Raw genomic sequence first — 14,517 nt, forward strand, 5'->3', positions numbered from 1 at the left:
ATGCATTGGGCTCGGTGCTGGATGTCAGCCGCCCGATGGCGAGAACAAAGGACCCAAGAAAATGCTTCTCATAATCGCCGTCGTGTTGGTCGCACTGTGGTTACTCGGATTCCTCGCGTTCCACGTCACAACCGCCGCCATCCACGTCATTCTACTCATCGCACTCGTGCTGGTTGTCATGCATTTCGTCAGGGCCCGTCGCACACCTTGAGGCCTTCAACTGCGCGCGACGCGGCCCGAGGCGAGCGTTCCGGGGGTTCTGAAAAAATCATGGCCGTGGCGCCTCGGCGCGGCCGGAGGCGCCAGATGGACAAGCTTTTCGCCAGGTTCGCCACCGCGACCGCCCGAATAACCGGCAGCCCGGTCGCTTTCCTCCTTTGTGTCGCTTCGGTCCTGATCTGGGCCGCCACCGGGCCGCTGTTCAAGTTCTCGGAGACGTGGCAGCTCGTCATCAACACCGGGACCACGATCGTCACCTTCCTGATGGTGTTCCTGATCCAGAACACCCAGAACCGCGACGGGGCGGCTATTCAGACCAAGCTCGACGAGCTCATCCGCGCCTCAGACGCCGAAGACGAGTTCATGGGGATCGAGAAGCTGACCGACCGCGAACTGGATCGCCTCCACGACAAGTGCCAGCGAATGTCGAGAGCAACCCAGCGGTTGCTGGACAGGGCAGCTTCAGAACGCGAGGCGCGGGCTTTGAAATCGAAGCCGCTCTCGACGCCCGGCAGACGCGCACGGAGCTAGCGGTCATGCCGTTCCCTTCCCCGCGCGGCCATAAGCCGCCGAGAGGCCCGAAGTCTGGGAAACGCGAACCGCCGCCCAGCGAGTCTCCGCTGGGCGCGTCGGTCGCCGACACGGTCGACAGCTTGGCCGAGTTTCACCTGGCTCATTACCGGGAGGCCTCGAGACTTCAACAGTCCATCGATTGGCTGACGGAAAAGTTGGGCCGCCCGATCGTCGTCATAGTGTTGCTCTCTGGGATCGCCTGCTGGGCCGCCTACGCCGCCGCCAAGACCGGAGGCGGCATTGACAAGCCGGCCTTCGGTTGGCTCGAACTGTTCGGCACGCTTGCGGCCCTGGTCGTCTCGGTGCTGATCCTCGTCACCCAGCGACGGGAGGATCAGCTCGCGGACCGTCGAGCGCAACTCATCCTCGAACTTGCCCTGCTTGCCGACCGAAAGAGTTCGAAAATCATCTCGCTTTTGGAGGAACTCCGCCGCGATCACCCGGACGTCGCAGACCGCATCGACCACGAAACCGACGACCTGGCGACGCCGGCCGACCCCAAGGCGGTGCTTGCGGCTATCGATGAGCAGACCGCGGTTCGGACCAAGCGCGAAGATCCCTGAGCGTCCGCACATGTCTAACGGCGGACGGCTGCCCCAATAGGCGGGCCGTCGGCGCGCGGCGGCGAGGTCGCAAACGCCGTACGATCGACCTGCGCGACGAAGCTCGTCGGAAACGTCAGACCGCAAGCAGTCGAGTAAAGAACGCGCGGTAGCGCTGCAGGGCGACGCGCAGGTCCTCTGTCGACACGTCGTCACCGCGATCCCATTGACTTTCCAGCCCTTGGCGTTCCTGAGCGAAGATCTCAGCCAGCCGCTTCATCGTGGCGGCGACCAGGTGATCGGCCTGTTCCACCGAGCGGCGCGGTTCGTCAACAAAGGCAACCTGGATCTCGTCCCAGGAGCGGCGCAGATCGACTGTCTCGTCGTCGGCGAACAAGCGCTGGGCCCTGGGCTCTTCGCCGCCGCGCTCGACCCGCTCTGCCTCGGCGCCCGGCTCGTCGTCGTCGTCGTCGTCAAATGCGCGGGGCTCGCCGACCATCTCGCGCGTCTTCCCGGCGTTGGCGAGTTGCTCGGTGGTCAGCTCGGCGTCCGTCGTCCTCGTCTCGAACTCGCGCGGCTCGCTCATCGTCAGGCTCCTTTGATACGAATGTTCGGGGTTCATCGGTGCTTCGCGGCCCGATCGAAAGGCCAAGCAGGTCCTCGAAGAGATCGCGGTAATGGATGAAGGCCCGGCGCATGTCCTCGGTGCCGGCCTCGTTACGGGCGTGCATGCCTGCCACTTCGTGCGCCACCCGATAGTCGCTGACGAGCTTCGGGTGATCCACCGAGAGGTCGGCCGCCCGTTGCTCGAACTCGCTCATCGGATAACCCCTGGCGCTCATGACCTCGGCCAACAATTCGTCGGCGCTTGTGATGGCTGCGCCGGGGCTATCCACGAATTCAGCTTGCACATCGCGCCAGCGCTCGGAGAAGCGTCGCACTTCGCCAGCGTCCAGCGGCCTGATGTCGAACTTTTCCACCCGCTTTTCGCGGGCCTTGAGCTCGGCCTCCGCCTTCCGGCGGTCGCCCGTCTCGTCGACGGTGGCGATGTATTCGGCGCCGTAGCGGCTGCGCAGCCCCTGTGATCGCCGCTGCCGGAGCAGCATCAACGTGGCTGCGGCGATGGCCAGCACCACGACGGCAAGAACGACGATAAGTGTGGTGTCCATGACACTGTCCTCCGGACCCACCGCTAACTCCGTCAGAGCTCGGCGACTGGGCGCGGTGGCAACGAACGGGGGGTGAGCAGGTTCCAGCCGCCTCCTTCAAGGCTTCGGCTGGAGGGCTCCAGACGCTGTCCGCGCCTCCGAGGCCCGCCCCCGAGACCAAGGTTTTGACGCCCATGTTGAGTTGGGGACGGCCAGACCCGCTGCGCCGCTCCGGAACGTCGGTCCCGCAAGGTAGTTAGGATCGCCATGACTGGAACGCCCCTTGCCAACCAACGCGTGCTCATCACGGGTGCGAGTTCCGGCATAGGAGCGGGCATGGCCGCGGGCTTCGCCGAGGCTGGCGCGGCGGTGTTAGTGAACCATCATGGACAGGCGCACGAGGCCGCAGCGGTCGTCCGTCAGATCATCGAAAGAGGTGGGCGCGCCGCCGAAGCCGAGGGTGACGTCTCGCGCCCGGCCGACATCAAGGCCATCTTCGACGCCGCCACTCAGCATTTCGGCGGTGTCGACATCCTTGTGGCCAACGCCGGGATCCAGAAAGACGCCGCCTTCACGGAAATAACGCTGGAGGAGTGGCGCGCCGCGCTCGACGTGGACCTGACCGGGGCCTTCCTGTGCGCACAGGAAGCCGTGCGCCGGTTTCGCCGCCAGGGTCTCGATCCATCACGGTCAAAGGCGCTGGGGAAGGTCCTGTTCACCAGCTCAGTCCATCAGGAGATACCCTGGGCAGGCCACGCCAACTACGCCGCCGCCAAGGGCGGGGTGAAGATGCTGATGGAGACCATGGCTCAGGAGCTGGCCCCCGAGAAGATCCGGGTCAACGCCATCGCACCCGGGGCAATACAGACATCGATCAACCAAGCGGCCTGGGGCACCCCCGCCGCGCGACGCAGACTCCTCAAGCTCATCCCCTACGGACGTATCGGTCAGCCCCAGGATGTCGCCGACGCCGCGGTCTGGCTGGCCTCTGACGCTGCCGACTATGTCGTGGGCGCGACGCTGTTCGTGGATGGCGGCATGAGCCTCTATTCAAACTTCGCCCACGGCGGCTGACCGCTTAGCTTCCCTCGATGCGCCCGCGCTGAGCCAGGCCCGCGACGATGTCTTTGACCTGGGCGGCGACCGGTTGGTCGATGTCCACGACGATCGGCTCCTCGTCAGGCGTGGGCGGCTCCAACGCGGCGAACTGGCTGGCGAGAAGGCCGGCCGGCATGAAATGACCGCGCCGCCGTTCAAGCCGCGCGGCGATGAGCGGCTCGCTGCCTTTGAGAAAAACGACGATCACCTCGGGACGGCCCGCGCTCAGATCCCTGCGGTAGGTCCGCTTCAGCGCCGAACAGGCGATCACGCCGGATCGGCGCGCGGCAAGCTGATCGGAAATCCAGGCTCCGATCCTGGCCAGCCATGGGGCCCTGTCGGCGTCGTCGAGCGGCCGCCCGGAGCTCATCTTGGCGACGTTGGCTTGTGGATGGAAGTCGTCTCCATCCTGGAACGTCCAGCCCAGCCGTTTGGCGAGCGCCTTGCCGACCGTGGTCTTGCCCGTTCCGGAGACGCCCATCATCACTACGATCGTCGGCGCGGGCAGGAGTGGTTTGGGGGCGGTCATGCGGGCGGCGAGGCAGGATCTGCGTTGATGGAGTCTTCCCCGCTATAGGTGGCGATGGCACGCTGGGAAACCGCGTCACGGTCACCTCGCCGCACTTCCCACGCGGTCTTGCCGTCGCCCTGGCGAACGAAGCGGATGTCGAAGCTGCGGCGACCGACCTGGAGGTTCGTCAACTCCAGGGCCGGCATCCATGCCGGCAGGGCTGGATCCAGATAGACCATTCCAGCCGGCGCATCAGGCTGGAAGCCAAGCATGGCCTGCAGCAGCCAGAAGCAGGAGCCCGCCGCCCAGGCCTGGGGCACGTTGGCGCCCAGATACTGCACCGGGAAGTTAGTCGGGTCGCGCTGCAGCCCGGCATAGAGCTCCGGCATCCGGTGCTGCTCGAAGTATCCCGCCGCCCGACTGACGTCGCGCGCGATCATGGCCGCTTCTTCGGCAAATCCGTAGCGCCGGAAGCCCAAAGCGATCAGCCCATTATCGTGCGGCCAGACCGAGCCGTTTTGATAGGAGTGGGGATTAAACGCCGGATGCTTTGACGACAGCGTCCGGGCGCCCCATCCGCTCCATATGTCGTCCGCCATCAACCGCTTCACGACCCGTGCGGCGCGCTCGCGCGGCACGATGCCGGACCACAGGCAGTGCCCGGGGTTGGACGCCACGCTCAGCACCGGCTTCTTGTCGCCGTCCAGTGCGAAGGCATAAAAGCCGGACGCCTCGTCCCAGAATTCTTCGTTAAACTTCCGAAACAGCGTGGCGGCTTTCGTCCGCAGCGCCGCCGCTCGCTGTCGCTTTCCGAGGGCTTCGTAAATCTCCGCCATCCGCCGCCAAGCATCGTAGACATAGCCCTGAAGCTCGCAGAGCGCCTTGGGCCCCTTCACCAGGGAGCCGTCCGGATAGACCAGGGCCTCGCCGGAATCCTTCCAGCCCTGGTTCTCGTAGCCGGCCGCTGATCGTGTCTGGTATTCTTGGAACCCGTCGCCGTCGCGATCGCCATATTTATCGATCCAATCGAGGCACCGCTCGGCGGTCGCCATGTGCCGGGTCAGAAGATCGGCGTCGCCGGTGGATCGCCAGGCGTTATGCAGCACGATCAGGTAGAGCGGTGTTGCGTCGGCGGTGCCGTAATAGGGCGTGTGCGGGATCAACTTGAAGTGGGCGAGCTCGCCGGTCCGCAGTTCATGCATGATCTTGCCGGGCTCGGCGTCGCGGAAGTCGTCCCGCCTGCGGGCCTGCAGGCGCCCCAACACCTCGAGGGAGCCCCGGGGGAAGTCGGGGTAGACCATCGCGTTCTGGAGCGAGACGATCAGGCTATCGCGGCCAAAGAGGCCGACGAACCATGGAATGCCGGCCGCTGGGACGAACTCCAGATGGTCGGTGCCCTCGAGCGGCAACCGCAGGGCCCCCATATCCTCAATGGACTGGCGGTAGAAACGGTAGAACTCCTGATTACTGGTGCTGATGGTGAGGGCCTTGGCCTGCCAGTCGGCCAGGCGCTTGGCGGACCGCGACTCCAGGCAGTGCTGGATGCACGCCGCAGGGGCGGGTTTCTTCGTCTTGCCGTCCGAAAAAGCATAGAGCAGGCAGGCGTGCCAAGTCGCGCCTGGCGCGAGGTCGATGTCGAAGCTCAGGCGGCCGTTGGCGTACACTGCCGGCGAGCCGGCGTTGCGCACCTGCACGCTCAGCCTGCGGTGGAAGTCCTTGTTCTCGTAGGTCGTAGTCAGCGTGGCGCGCGCCCTGGACCAGCTGGTGGCTACCCGTCCCCGCCGCACGATGGCGTTCGACTTGACCTCGAAGAGGTCGGCGAAGTCGCTGCGCATGGCGATCTCGAGATTGAACTGCGCGCGGGTCGGACCGTGGTTCACGAGGTCCAGGTCCTCGTGCATCCCGCCCTCCAGGGACCTGCCCATCGTCAGGCCGAGCGAGCCCGCGGCGACCTCACCGGTCTCGGTGGCGAGCTTCCGGTTGGTGAGAAATATGCGGGCCGCAAAGAAGGCGATATTTCCGGAATTCAGCAGGTTCCAGGGCTCGCCGTCGGCGTAGATCCGCCAACTCGAGAGCATCCGGGTGTCGGAATAGTAGACGCCCTTGTCGGTCGGCCAGCTGATTTGGCCGTCCTGGTCGGTGACGGCGAAGACCGAGCCCTGATTGAGCACCAGCTTTTGCGGTCCAACCGCGATTTCGAGAGCCATGGGAACTGGACCGCGCAGCTGTTCGTGGAATTAGGCGAAGCGGCTGGCTTGACTGTAGGTTCCCGGCTGGAATCGTATCGGCGGAAGTGCGGCGCAGGCCATTGCCGGTGTTGCGCCCTAAAAGATCCGACGTAGGCCCCACATCCTCGCGCGCGGATGCTTTTCCGAGGCGGATTCACGTTCATCTTTCGAGATCGTCGCAGGCGTTGGCCGCCGACGGCGTTCCAAGGCTTGCCGACCGGCCGAGAGGCGCGCCTGCCCTATTGCGCGGCAGGCAGTGCGGTCGGAAAGCTCATCTCGGAGACCAGGCCATCGGCTTCCCAGGATTGCACCAACGTGCCCCGCAGCTGCTGCCGCAGGACCGATCGGATGATCCGCAACCCGAACCCTTCCGCGTGGTCGACCTCCGGCGCCCGGCCCCGCTCGCGCCACCTTAGAATGACCCGTACGGGCGGCGGCGTTTGGCCCCAGGACACCGACAATATCCCGCCAGCGACCGACAAGGCTCCATGCGTCGCAGCATTGGAGACCATCTCATGGGTCAGCACCATCAGCGGCTGGACCAGATTGGCGGGGATCATCACGGGCGGACCTGCCAACACCACCCGCTCGCCAGAGAACCCGCCCACCTCCTGTTGGAGCACCTTCTCGAGGGACACTGGGGACCAGCCTCCCAGGGCCAGCAACGCGTGGGCCCGGGCCATCGCCGAGATCCGGCCCTGGACCGCGGCCGCGTAGGCCGCGACGGTGTCGGCCTTCGTCAATCGGGTGATCGCCTGCACCAGGGCGAGCGCGTTCATGGCCCGATGGTCGACCTCTCGCAGGAGCCGGTGCTCGGCGTCCTTCAGAGCCTGCACCTGGATGCGCTCAGAGACATCACGCTGAGATGCGAAGAAATAGGCCAGGCGCCCCTCATCGTCATGCACCGGGCACACGTAAAGCTGGTTGAGGAAGGTGCTTCCGTCCTTCCGATAATTGAGGAGCTCAAGCTCGATCGCGGTCTCGGCCTCAAGCGCCGCGCGGATGCGGCCTGTCGCGTCGGGCGCCGTTTCGGGCCCTTGGAGGAAGCGGCAGTTGCGGTTGACCACCTCGGCGGGGGCATAGCCCGTTAGGTCCAGAAAGGCCTGGTTTGCCAGGATGATCGGATTGTCCCGCTGGTGCGGGTCGGTGATCACCATCGGCATGCGGGTGCGCTGCACGGCGATTAGCGCCAGGTCCTGGCGATCCGCCAGACCCTGCCTCGACGTAACTCGTGGGGGTGGGGTCGGAATGCCTGAAGAGGGCTGGACGGCGTCGGTCACATTGTTTTGCTCCTGCCGGACGAACGTGGGCCTAGCGCCTTGGTTCAGTGGAATTTTTTTCGATGCCCCGATCCTCGCGTCCGCGGTCGTGTGGGGACGGGTTGATTGAGGCTGAACGAAGTTGCCGCTCCGCGCTCGATCGCCCATCAGCTGGCCTCGACTGGCGCGAATGGGAGCAGGACCGCGCGGGGACAAGCTCGCGTTCGAAGACAGGCGGCGACACCAGCGTCCAAGGTGGACTAGCCGACTGACCGTTCGGATCGCCGCATCGGCCAAGCCCGCCACAGACTCGCGTGGGCCCGACCGCCGAAAAAAAGTGACTTCGACCTTCAAAGCGCATCGTTAGAAATCTGAACGCCCGGGCAATGCAGGGCCAAAAGACAGGCTGGAGAGGCGCTTCCTTTTCAGGTCCTTTTCAGGCCCATTGGCTCACGACCTCATTGGCCGGCGGACCATTTGAACACCACCTGCCGGCGGATGACGATGCAACTGCCTGGGTTCTGCACGAGCGTGTAGGTTTCCTCGGGCTGCTTGGGGTTCTGGTAGACCGTAATTCCGTCGATCAATTTGCCCCCGGGCATCGGCGGCAGGTCACGGGTGGCGACGATCGAGCAATTGTCCGCCCCTGAGGAAACGCGCTCGACCAGAACTGCGCAACTGCCACCAGCGACAGGAACGGCGGTGATCGACAGCGTCGCACGTTGAACAGCCGCCCCCATGCCGGTCATAGAAAAGAATGGCCCCGCGTCAGGCGCCTGATGATCCCAATTGAGAACGATGTCCTGCATGGTCGCGCCCAGGAGGCCGCGTTGGGCGATGGAAGTGACGGCGGGCAGACATTGGCGGACACCAATCTTCTGAGCGGCGAGCGTCACCAGCGGAGTGTTGTTCCGAGCCGGGGCGGCATGACCGATACCGGATATATAACCTACGCCCATCCCGCCGATGCTCAGTGCGAGCCCCAGCAGTCCATTCCGTACAGTCCGACGATTCATGCGGGGCGCTTGGCGTCATAGAGCCCGGCGATGGCAGTGCTGAAGGTTGCGATATTGTCATCCCGACAAGGATCGAGTCCGCTCAGGAAAGCCTGAGCCTGGGCGCGATAGGCCTCGAGGTTGCGATCATGCTCGGCCAGGGCCTGCAAGAGCGCCAGTGCGCCGTCCGCGGGATCGAAATCGCGATAGCGATAGCCGCAGTCGCCAAGCAGATCTGAATTGTGGATTAGCGGGAAGCCCCCATGAAGCGCCTCGTAGTAGAGATAGTTCTGAGCATTTTCCCATTGGTGAGAGACGACGGCGTCACATTCCCGCCCCAGGATCTCGAAGATCGGAAAACGCCCGTCGAACGTGGCCAGCCCCTGCTGCACAAGATCCATGCTGCGCGCATAGGCGACGAACTCGGGGTGGTCCTTGAGCCTGAGGGCATTGAAGACCCGCAGGGACTCAATGGCATCGGGGTTGAGCCGGTGCGCCACATCGCAGAGAAGCAGCGGCAAGTGGCAGGTTTTAACCGTACAGATGTTGGGTTCGAGTATGGCCAAGCGCCAGCGCGCCCTCCCTGCCTCGTATTCGAAGCAGCGGGTGTCGCGCGCCGCAGCGGCGCGCTCCAATAGGGTTGCGTTCCAAAGATGGGGCATGACGCGGACCCGCGCGCGCTGGGCCGAGGCATAATAGCTGGCGCAAGTTTTCGCGAAGGCCGGCAGGGTCCAAACCTCGGCATAGGGGGTCGGCGCCATCAGCAAGGCAGGATCGAGATCGTAGATCATGCGCTCGGCGTCGATGATGAAGTCGGACGCCACATGCATCGAAACGATGCGCCCGCCCTTGGCCACGAACTGGCGACCCCATTCCGCGTCGAGTTGGGCCGACAGTTCGATCACGACATCCAGCCCGTTCATCGCCTCGTTGAGATCGATGACCGGGGCTGAGGCCTGCGATAGGAAATCGCCAGCTAACGCTGGATCACCTGGCCCGCCATTTACGATGAAGGCCCGCTCGAACAACGGTGAGCGGTTGAGCAACTCAATCAAGAAATAGCAGTTCTGGAAGATGCCGTTCTCCCAGAGGGATTGGTGTCCCTCGCGCACGTAAAGGGTGACTCCAATCCTCAGACCGCGCGGCGTTCCCGACGCGCGGCCCGGCTTTCGGCTGAACGCCATGTTCATGCCACCCGGTTCCGCCGGCTCGGCTCCACCAGCGCGAGCAGTCGCCGGGCATAGGCGTCGCGGTTGACGCGATTGTCGGGAGAAAGCGAGGCGATCTTCGCCGCCGCGCGGGCGGCGTAGCTGTCGAGGTTGTGATCGTGGTCGGCGATAGCGAGCCGCAATTGCTCGACGCCAGCCGGGACATCAGAATCGGGGTAGTAATATCCCGCATCCGAGAACAATGTAGAGTTGTGAATGAGCGGGTAGTTGCCATGCAGGGCGTCTAGATAAAGATAGTTTTGTGACCAGGTAATTTGGTGACTGACAACCAAATTAGCGCCGCCCCCCATTACCTTGGTAAAATAGTCCCTCGCTTCGATTCTGACCTTACCGACCTTGTACAGATCGGAATTTCCGACCAATGAAACTAGCGTGTGGTGGTTCTTCATGTGGGCAGTGTTCATGAAGTGAACCCGAGCCAGGGCGTGCGGATCCGCCCGCTGCATTTCCTCGCAGATAAGGAAAGGGATTATCCCCACCTTCATCGGGGAGATGTTCGGCTCGAAGATCGCGGGAACGGCGCCTCCGGCGCTCAGCGAGCCGGGCCTGTAGCCGAAACTCAGCCCTTGCGACGCCATCGTCGCCGCGGACTCGTCGAGAAAATCAGGAGCCCATAGATAAGGCGTCTCGAACACCGGGCAGCGGTGGATCGCGCGCAGCATCGCACGGAATTGCTGATCCTTGGCAAGGATCCATATCTCGTCGCGAGGTTCGGCGCTGAAGTAGGTGCGATGGTCGAAGATCGTCTGGGCGACGAAGGGCGCGTAGACATGACCGCAAAGATGCGTCGCGATCTTGCCCCCGCGGGCCCGGAAGCGGGCGCACCATTCGCGCTCGAGGCCCCCTGCGAGCTCTATGACGACATCGACGAGATCGTCCGCCTCGCGGAGCTGCACGATGGGGAAACGATCGGCAAATGAGCCGGCATCATCGGGCGCCCGATGCTGATCACCGCAGTCCAGAAGTAAGACCCTATCGACAAATGGAATGCCGTCCAGAAGAGATGCCAGAAAATATACGTTCTGATCGATGCCACTGTTCCAAACGTTACGGCCTTCGGTGGATAGTATGCTTATGCCGACACGCAACATGGAATCCTGAAACTTGAAGATTCGAGGCAAATTCGAATGAAATATTTGAAAGGCCGGGTGAAGCGGGCAGGATAGTCCGCAAAGGATGTCCTGCCCGCTTCATGCCGCTGCGCGAGGTTATCCGCGGCAAGCCTCGCAATGCCTTAGAAGCCGAAGGAGACGCCTCCGCCGTAGGTCGATCGACCGTTGGAGATGGAGGCGCCCGCCTTGACGTTGACGTGTTCATTCACCCGTCCGCTGAAGCCGAGAGCAACGGCGGAATAGCCGTTGAAGTCCGCCACGCCCATGCCGACCGAGAACTTCTGGCCGGGCGCAATCTCCGGGATCATCGTCAGCGCAGTGGCGCCGGCGATACCGAAGCTGAGGTTCCGGTTCAGATTCGCGATCTGGGTGTTGGTGTAGGCATTGGCTGCTCCCAAGGTCGAGGCCACGCCGGCATTCAACTGATCGAGGTTTACTGCATCCGTCCCGTTCACGCCGGGCGCGACATTGGTGACACGCCGCTCATTTCCGGCCGAGCCGACGGAGACCGTATTCGCCTCGTTGGCGACCGACCCCGAACCGAGCGCAACCGAGTTCGCGGCGTTTGCACTGGCCCCGCTGCCGATCGCAACGCCATTCGCCGCAGTTACGGAGCCCGCATTGCCCACAACGACCGCCCCGTTACTTCCAGCGGCGATGGCGGCGCGGTTGCCAAGGACAAAGGCATTGTCCGCGGCAATGTAGTTGTTGTTGCCGATGGCGTAGCTGTTTGAGCCCACGACCATATTCGGGTCGCCGATGGCGCCCGAGTTATTTCCGGTCACCACGTTGGCGTAGCCGATGGCGACGGACTGCCCACCGGTCGCCTGATTGGCATAACCGAGGGCGACAGATCCGGCGCCAGCCACGGCGCTGTAGCCGATCGCGGTGCCATTGTCCCCAGTGACGCTCGACCACGCGCCATAGGCCGTTCCTCCGGCCCCCTGCACGGTGGCGAACTGACCCGTCGCAGCGGAATCCTGGCCGGACGCCCGGGCCGCCGCCTCTGCCGCAGAATATGAGCCGGCGCCTGCGCCTGAGGCGTTGCCATTAGTCGAGACGATGCCGCTCGCGGTGCCTCCGCCCAAGGCCGTCACACCGGCCGTTCCGCCGTTGGCGGCGATCGCGTTGCTCTGCTGGGTCACCGGCGACAAGGTCGTGGAGAGCGTGGCCAGGTTGCTGTCCGTGGAGGACAGGCCAGACGTCAGGGTGGAGACACTCGACGACGTCTGGGAGCTAAGCGTGGCCAGGTTGCTGTCCGTGGAGGCCAAGCCAGACGTCAGGGTGGAGACACTCGAGGAGGTCTTGGAGCTCAGCCTGGCGAGGTTGCTGTCCGTGGAGGATAGGCCTGACGTCAGGGTGGAGACACTCGACGACGTCTGGGAGCTCAGCGCGGCCAGGTTGCTGTCCGTGGAGGACAGGCCCGACGTCAGGGTGGAGACGCTCGACGAGGTCTTGGAGGCTAGCCTGGACAGGTTGCTGTCCGTGGAGGACAGCCCCGAAGTCAGCGTGGAGACGCTAGACGAGGTCTTGGAGCTCAGCCTGGACAGGTTGCTGTCCGTGGAGGACAGGCCAGTCGACAGGGTGGCCACGTTGCTGTTGGTGGAGGACAGGCCCGACGTCAGGGTGGAGACGCTCGACGAGGTCTTGGAGGCTAGCCTGGACAGGTTGCTATCCGTGGAGGACAGGCCCGTCGACAGGTTGGACACGTTGCTGTTGGTGGCGTCCAGCCCGGTCGACAGGGTCGACACGTTATTGTTGGTGGTGGATAGGCCCGTCGACAGGTTGGACACGTTGCTGTTGGTGGCGTCCAGGCCGGTCGACAGGGTCGACACGTTGTTGTTGGTGGTGGATAGGCCCGTGGACAGGTTGGACACGTTGCTGTTGGTGGCGTCCAGCCCGGTCGACAGGGTCGACACGTTACTGTTGGTGGTGAACAGCTGCCCCCCGTTGACAGCGTCAGTGGAGGCCGCCGACGAAATGTCTCCCGCCGCGACGTTAACGATCTTACGTTCGCCCCCCTGCGAACCGACGGAGACCGTGTCCGCCTGATCGGCGACCGAACCCGAGCCGAGGGCGACCGAATTATTAGCAGCTGCGTTTGCACTCGCCCCGATCGCGACCGCTCCCGCGCCATTGGCGCTGTTGCTGCTCCCGATCGCGACCGCCCCGGCGCCATTGGCGCTGTTCCCGCGCCCGACGGCGACCGCCCCGCCGCCGTTGGCGCTATTATTGCGACCTATCGCGACCGACCCGACGCCATTGGCGCTATTGAGGCGCCCGACCGCGACCGATCCGGCGCCACTGGCGCTGTTGCCGCTCGTGCTGGGGTTGCCCGAAGGATCAACGATAACCTGCGCCGAGGCCTGGGCGCTGATTGCCAGCGTGCCAGTTAGGCCCAGGACGCCTGCGAGGGACGCCGCGCCTATCTTCCGTGCGGAATGGATGCAACCCAGGCCGCCTGAATCGGCCCGCCGGCCGAACACCACAAACATGGATGACAGGCGCAAAACCGCCATGATCCGCCGGCGCAAGTTCCGCGATAGCGCCCCCGAAATGCCGAAGACCCGACCCGCGCCGGCAGCCCGGCCAGTGTGGGATCGACGGCCGTCGCCGTTCGCCTGGAAATTCAATGAAACTTCTCCCCTGATTTCCCCCACATTTGGGAGATCTAGGGCAGAGACCTAAGCCATGCGTCGAGGTCGAAGCAATAAACCAGAATGTAAACTATTGTATCAACCTCACGTATCGTCGATTTATATCTGACAATTCATGGGAGAATGGACACCATTTCTTTGGACGACTAAATTCTAATAGGAATTGTATTTTTCCTCGATGCCCGACCCGATCTAAGCATGGCGGGAAGCAGTTTCCATGGGACGGCGTCCCGGGTCGGCGAACAGCCAGGGCGGGACGCTTACTGGTAGGTGGCCGGCGCATTCATCGCGCGCCGTCCACCGGCTGTCGTCTCGACCTAACCAGGATCAGAGAAGCGCCTTGGCCTCCCGGCGGGGCGCCGACTTCGGGCCGCCCGCACGGTGAAGGCGTTGGCGGTTCGGACCGGTAGCGGGCGTCCAGGCGCTCAGTGGCATCCGCCAGCCGGTCTCGAGCGAGGCGGCGGACCCGAAGCGGCCGCGGTCCATGACCATGGCGTGGCGCCGGACGAGATTCAAATTATGGACGATCCTACAAGACGTCGGCCGATTGCTCGACGCCGGGGCAGAGGTCTCGGCTAACATTGCGCCCAGATGAAGATGCCGTCCAATCGCACTGGACCACATCACTTGGCTTTCTGAAAGTTGACCAAGAAAGTCGCTCTCTTCGAGGCCCGCCGTGCGTATCGCAACGCTATGTAACGACGACGGAGAGATTAATACTGCGATACTCGCTCTAATTGGCGAAAGAAATACATGCGATACATTTAATTGCTCCAGAAAATTGATATCAACGCTCCGCCTTGAGACGTATGACGTTCTTATCATAGACTGGAATATTCCAGAAGGTGGGGTGTTAGACGTTATCTCTTGGGCGATAGCAACTTTGCGATCAACGCCCCCAATAATTATCCTTTCCGATCTATATTCAGAAGACAATATTATTGAC

At 63.6% G+C, this 14,517-nt stretch carries 15 protein-coding genes and 1 pseudogene; 5 read left to right on the plus strand and 11 right to left on the minus strand.

The features are described from left to right. The first annotated feature begins 61 nt into the window (after nt 1-61). From VGI62_RS09735 to VGI62_RS09745, 3 genes are all read left to right on the plus strand, one after another. Nucleotides 62-211, plus strand: coding sequence for a lmo0937 family membrane protein (locus tag VGI62_RS09735; protein ID WP_331504283.1), 150 nt, complete (start codon nt 62-64; stop codon nt 209-211). Between the two features lie 95 nt (nt 212-306). Next, nucleotides 307-750 carry a low affinity iron permease family protein gene (locus VGI62_RS09740; protein WP_331504284.1) on the plus strand — a complete coding sequence of 148 codons (444 nt, stop codon included), beginning with the start codon at nt 307-309 and terminating at the stop codon, nt 748-750. 5 nt (nt 751-755) lie between these two features. Beyond that, nucleotides 756-1,355, plus strand: a complete 600-nt coding sequence (locus VGI62_RS09745) for a DUF1003 domain-containing protein (protein ID WP_331504285.1) — start codon at nt 756-758, stop codon at nt 1,353-1,355. A gap of 115 nt (nt 1,356-1,470) precedes the next feature. Here the strand turns inward: VGI62_RS09745 and VGI62_RS09750 are convergent, their stop codons facing one another. Both VGI62_RS09750 and VGI62_RS09755 read right to left on the minus strand, forming a co-directional pair. Beyond that, nucleotides 1,471-1,833, minus strand: a complete 363-nt coding sequence (locus tag VGI62_RS09750) for a hypothetical protein (protein ID WP_331504286.1) — start codon at nt 1,831-1,833, stop codon at nt 1,471-1,473. Then, nucleotides 1,808-2,503: a hypothetical protein gene (locus tag VGI62_RS09755; RefSeq protein WP_331504287.1), complete on the minus strand. Its 696-nt coding sequence runs from the start codon at nt 2,501-2,503 to the stop codon at nt 1,808-1,810. The genes VGI62_RS09750 and VGI62_RS09755 overlap by 26 nt, the downstream gene beginning before the upstream one ends. Before the next feature lie 246 nt (nt 2,504-2,749). On the opposite strand from VGI62_RS09755, the gene VGI62_RS09760 reads away from it, so the two are divergent. Beyond that, a complete protein-coding gene (locus VGI62_RS09760; RefSeq protein WP_331504288.1) occupies nt 2,750-3,556 on the plus strand; it encodes a glucose 1-dehydrogenase in 807 nt (268 codons plus the stop codon). A gap of 4 nt (nt 3,557-3,560) precedes the next feature. On the opposite strand, the gene VGI62_RS09765 is transcribed toward VGI62_RS09760, so the two are convergent. The 9 genes and pseudogenes from VGI62_RS09765 to VGI62_RS09805 form a co-directional block, all read right to left on the minus strand. Further along, on the minus strand, nt 3,561-4,109 hold the full coding sequence (locus VGI62_RS09765) for a gluconokinase (protein WP_331504289.1): 549 nt from the start codon (nt 4,107-4,109) through the stop codon (nt 3,561-3,563). After that, nucleotides 4,106-6,298 (minus strand): glycogen debranching N-terminal domain-containing protein, encoded by a 2,193-nt coding sequence (locus tag VGI62_RS09770; protein ID WP_331504290.1) that lies wholly within the window; start codon nt 6,296-6,298, stop codon nt 4,106-4,108. The genes VGI62_RS09765 and VGI62_RS09770 overlap by 4 nt, the downstream gene beginning before the upstream one ends. Before the next feature lie 260 nt (nt 6,299-6,558). Next, entirely contained in the window at nt 6,559-7,599 is a 1,041-nt protein-coding gene (locus tag VGI62_RS09775) for a PAS domain-containing protein (protein ID WP_331504291.1), read from the minus strand. A gap of 437 nt (nt 7,600-8,036) precedes the next feature. Next, nucleotides 8,037-8,474 carry a hypothetical protein gene (locus tag VGI62_RS09780; protein ID WP_331504292.1) on the minus strand — a complete coding sequence of 146 codons (438 nt, stop codon included), beginning with the start codon at nt 8,472-8,474 and terminating at the stop codon, nt 8,037-8,039. A 116-nt stretch (nt 8,475-8,590) separates the two neighbouring features. Next, nucleotides 8,591-9,763, minus strand: a complete 1,173-nt coding sequence (locus VGI62_RS09785) for a DUF2827 domain-containing protein (RefSeq protein WP_331504293.1) — start codon at nt 9,761-9,763, stop codon at nt 8,591-8,593. Then, a complete protein-coding gene (locus tag VGI62_RS09790; protein WP_331504294.1) occupies nt 9,760-10,890 on the minus strand; it encodes a DUF2827 family protein in 1,131 nt (376 codons plus the stop codon). Before VGI62_RS09790 ends, VGI62_RS09785 begins: the two co-directional genes overlap by 4 nt. A gap of 146 nt (nt 10,891-11,036) precedes the next feature. Beyond that, a complete protein-coding gene (locus VGI62_RS09795) occupies nt 11,037-12,011 on the minus strand; it encodes a YadA family autotransporter adhesin (protein ID WP_331504295.1) in 975 nt (324 codons plus the stop codon). A gap of 834 nt (nt 12,012-12,845) precedes the next feature. Further along, nucleotides 12,846-13,433 (minus strand): annotated as a pseudogene (locus VGI62_RS22430) (hypothetical protein); the annotation flags it as partial. A gap of 465 nt (nt 13,434-13,898) precedes the next feature. Further along, entirely contained in the window at nt 13,899-14,087 is a 189-nt protein-coding gene (locus VGI62_RS09805) for a hypothetical protein (protein WP_331504297.1), read from the minus strand. A 160-nt stretch (nt 14,088-14,247) separates the two neighbouring features. On the opposite strand from VGI62_RS09805, the gene VGI62_RS09810 reads away from it, so the two are divergent. Next, a partial coding sequence (locus tag VGI62_RS09810) for a hypothetical protein (RefSeq protein ID WP_331504298.1) occupies nt 14,248-14,517 on the plus strand: 270 nt, incomplete at its 3' end.

Source organism: Phenylobacterium sp., assembly GCF_036495085.1.
Taxonomy (GTDB): Bacteria; Pseudomonadota; Alphaproteobacteria; order Caulobacterales; family Caulobacteraceae; genus Phenylobacterium.

Excerpts from the sequence above, each read along its gene's own strand:
- VGI62_RS09765 (WP_331504289.1), bottom strand. The coding sequence starts at position 4,109 with ATGACCGCCCCCAAACCACTCCTGCCCGCGCCGACGATCGTAGTGATG.
- VGI62_RS09785 (WP_331504293.1), bottom strand. The coding sequence starts at position 9,763 with ATGAACATGGCGTTCAGCCGAAAGCCGGGCCGCGCGTCGGGAACGCCG.
- VGI62_RS09735 (WP_331504283.1), top strand. The coding sequence starts at position 62 with ATGCTTCTCATAATCGCCGTCGTGTTGGTCGCACTGTGGTTACTCGGA.
- VGI62_RS09750 (WP_331504286.1), bottom strand. The coding sequence starts at position 1,833 with ATGGTCGGCGAGCCCCGCGCATTTGACGACGACGACGACGACGAGCCG.
- VGI62_RS09755 (WP_331504287.1), bottom strand. The coding sequence starts at position 2,503 with ATGGACACCACACTTATCGTCGTTCTTGCCGTCGTGGTGCTGGCCATC.
- VGI62_RS09770 (WP_331504290.1), bottom strand. The coding sequence starts at position 6,298 with ATGGCTCTCGAAATCGCGGTTGGACCGCAAAAGCTGGTGCTCAATCAG.
- VGI62_RS09745 (WP_331504285.1), top strand. The coding sequence starts at position 756 with ATGCCGTTCCCTTCCCCGCGCGGCCATAAGCCGCCGAGAGGCCCGAAG.
- VGI62_RS09740 (WP_331504284.1), top strand. The coding sequence starts at position 307 with ATGGACAAGCTTTTCGCCAGGTTCGCCACCGCGACCGCCCGAATAACC.
- VGI62_RS09760 (WP_331504288.1), top strand. The coding sequence starts at position 2,750 with ATGACTGGAACGCCCCTTGCCAACCAACGCGTGCTCATCACGGGTGCG.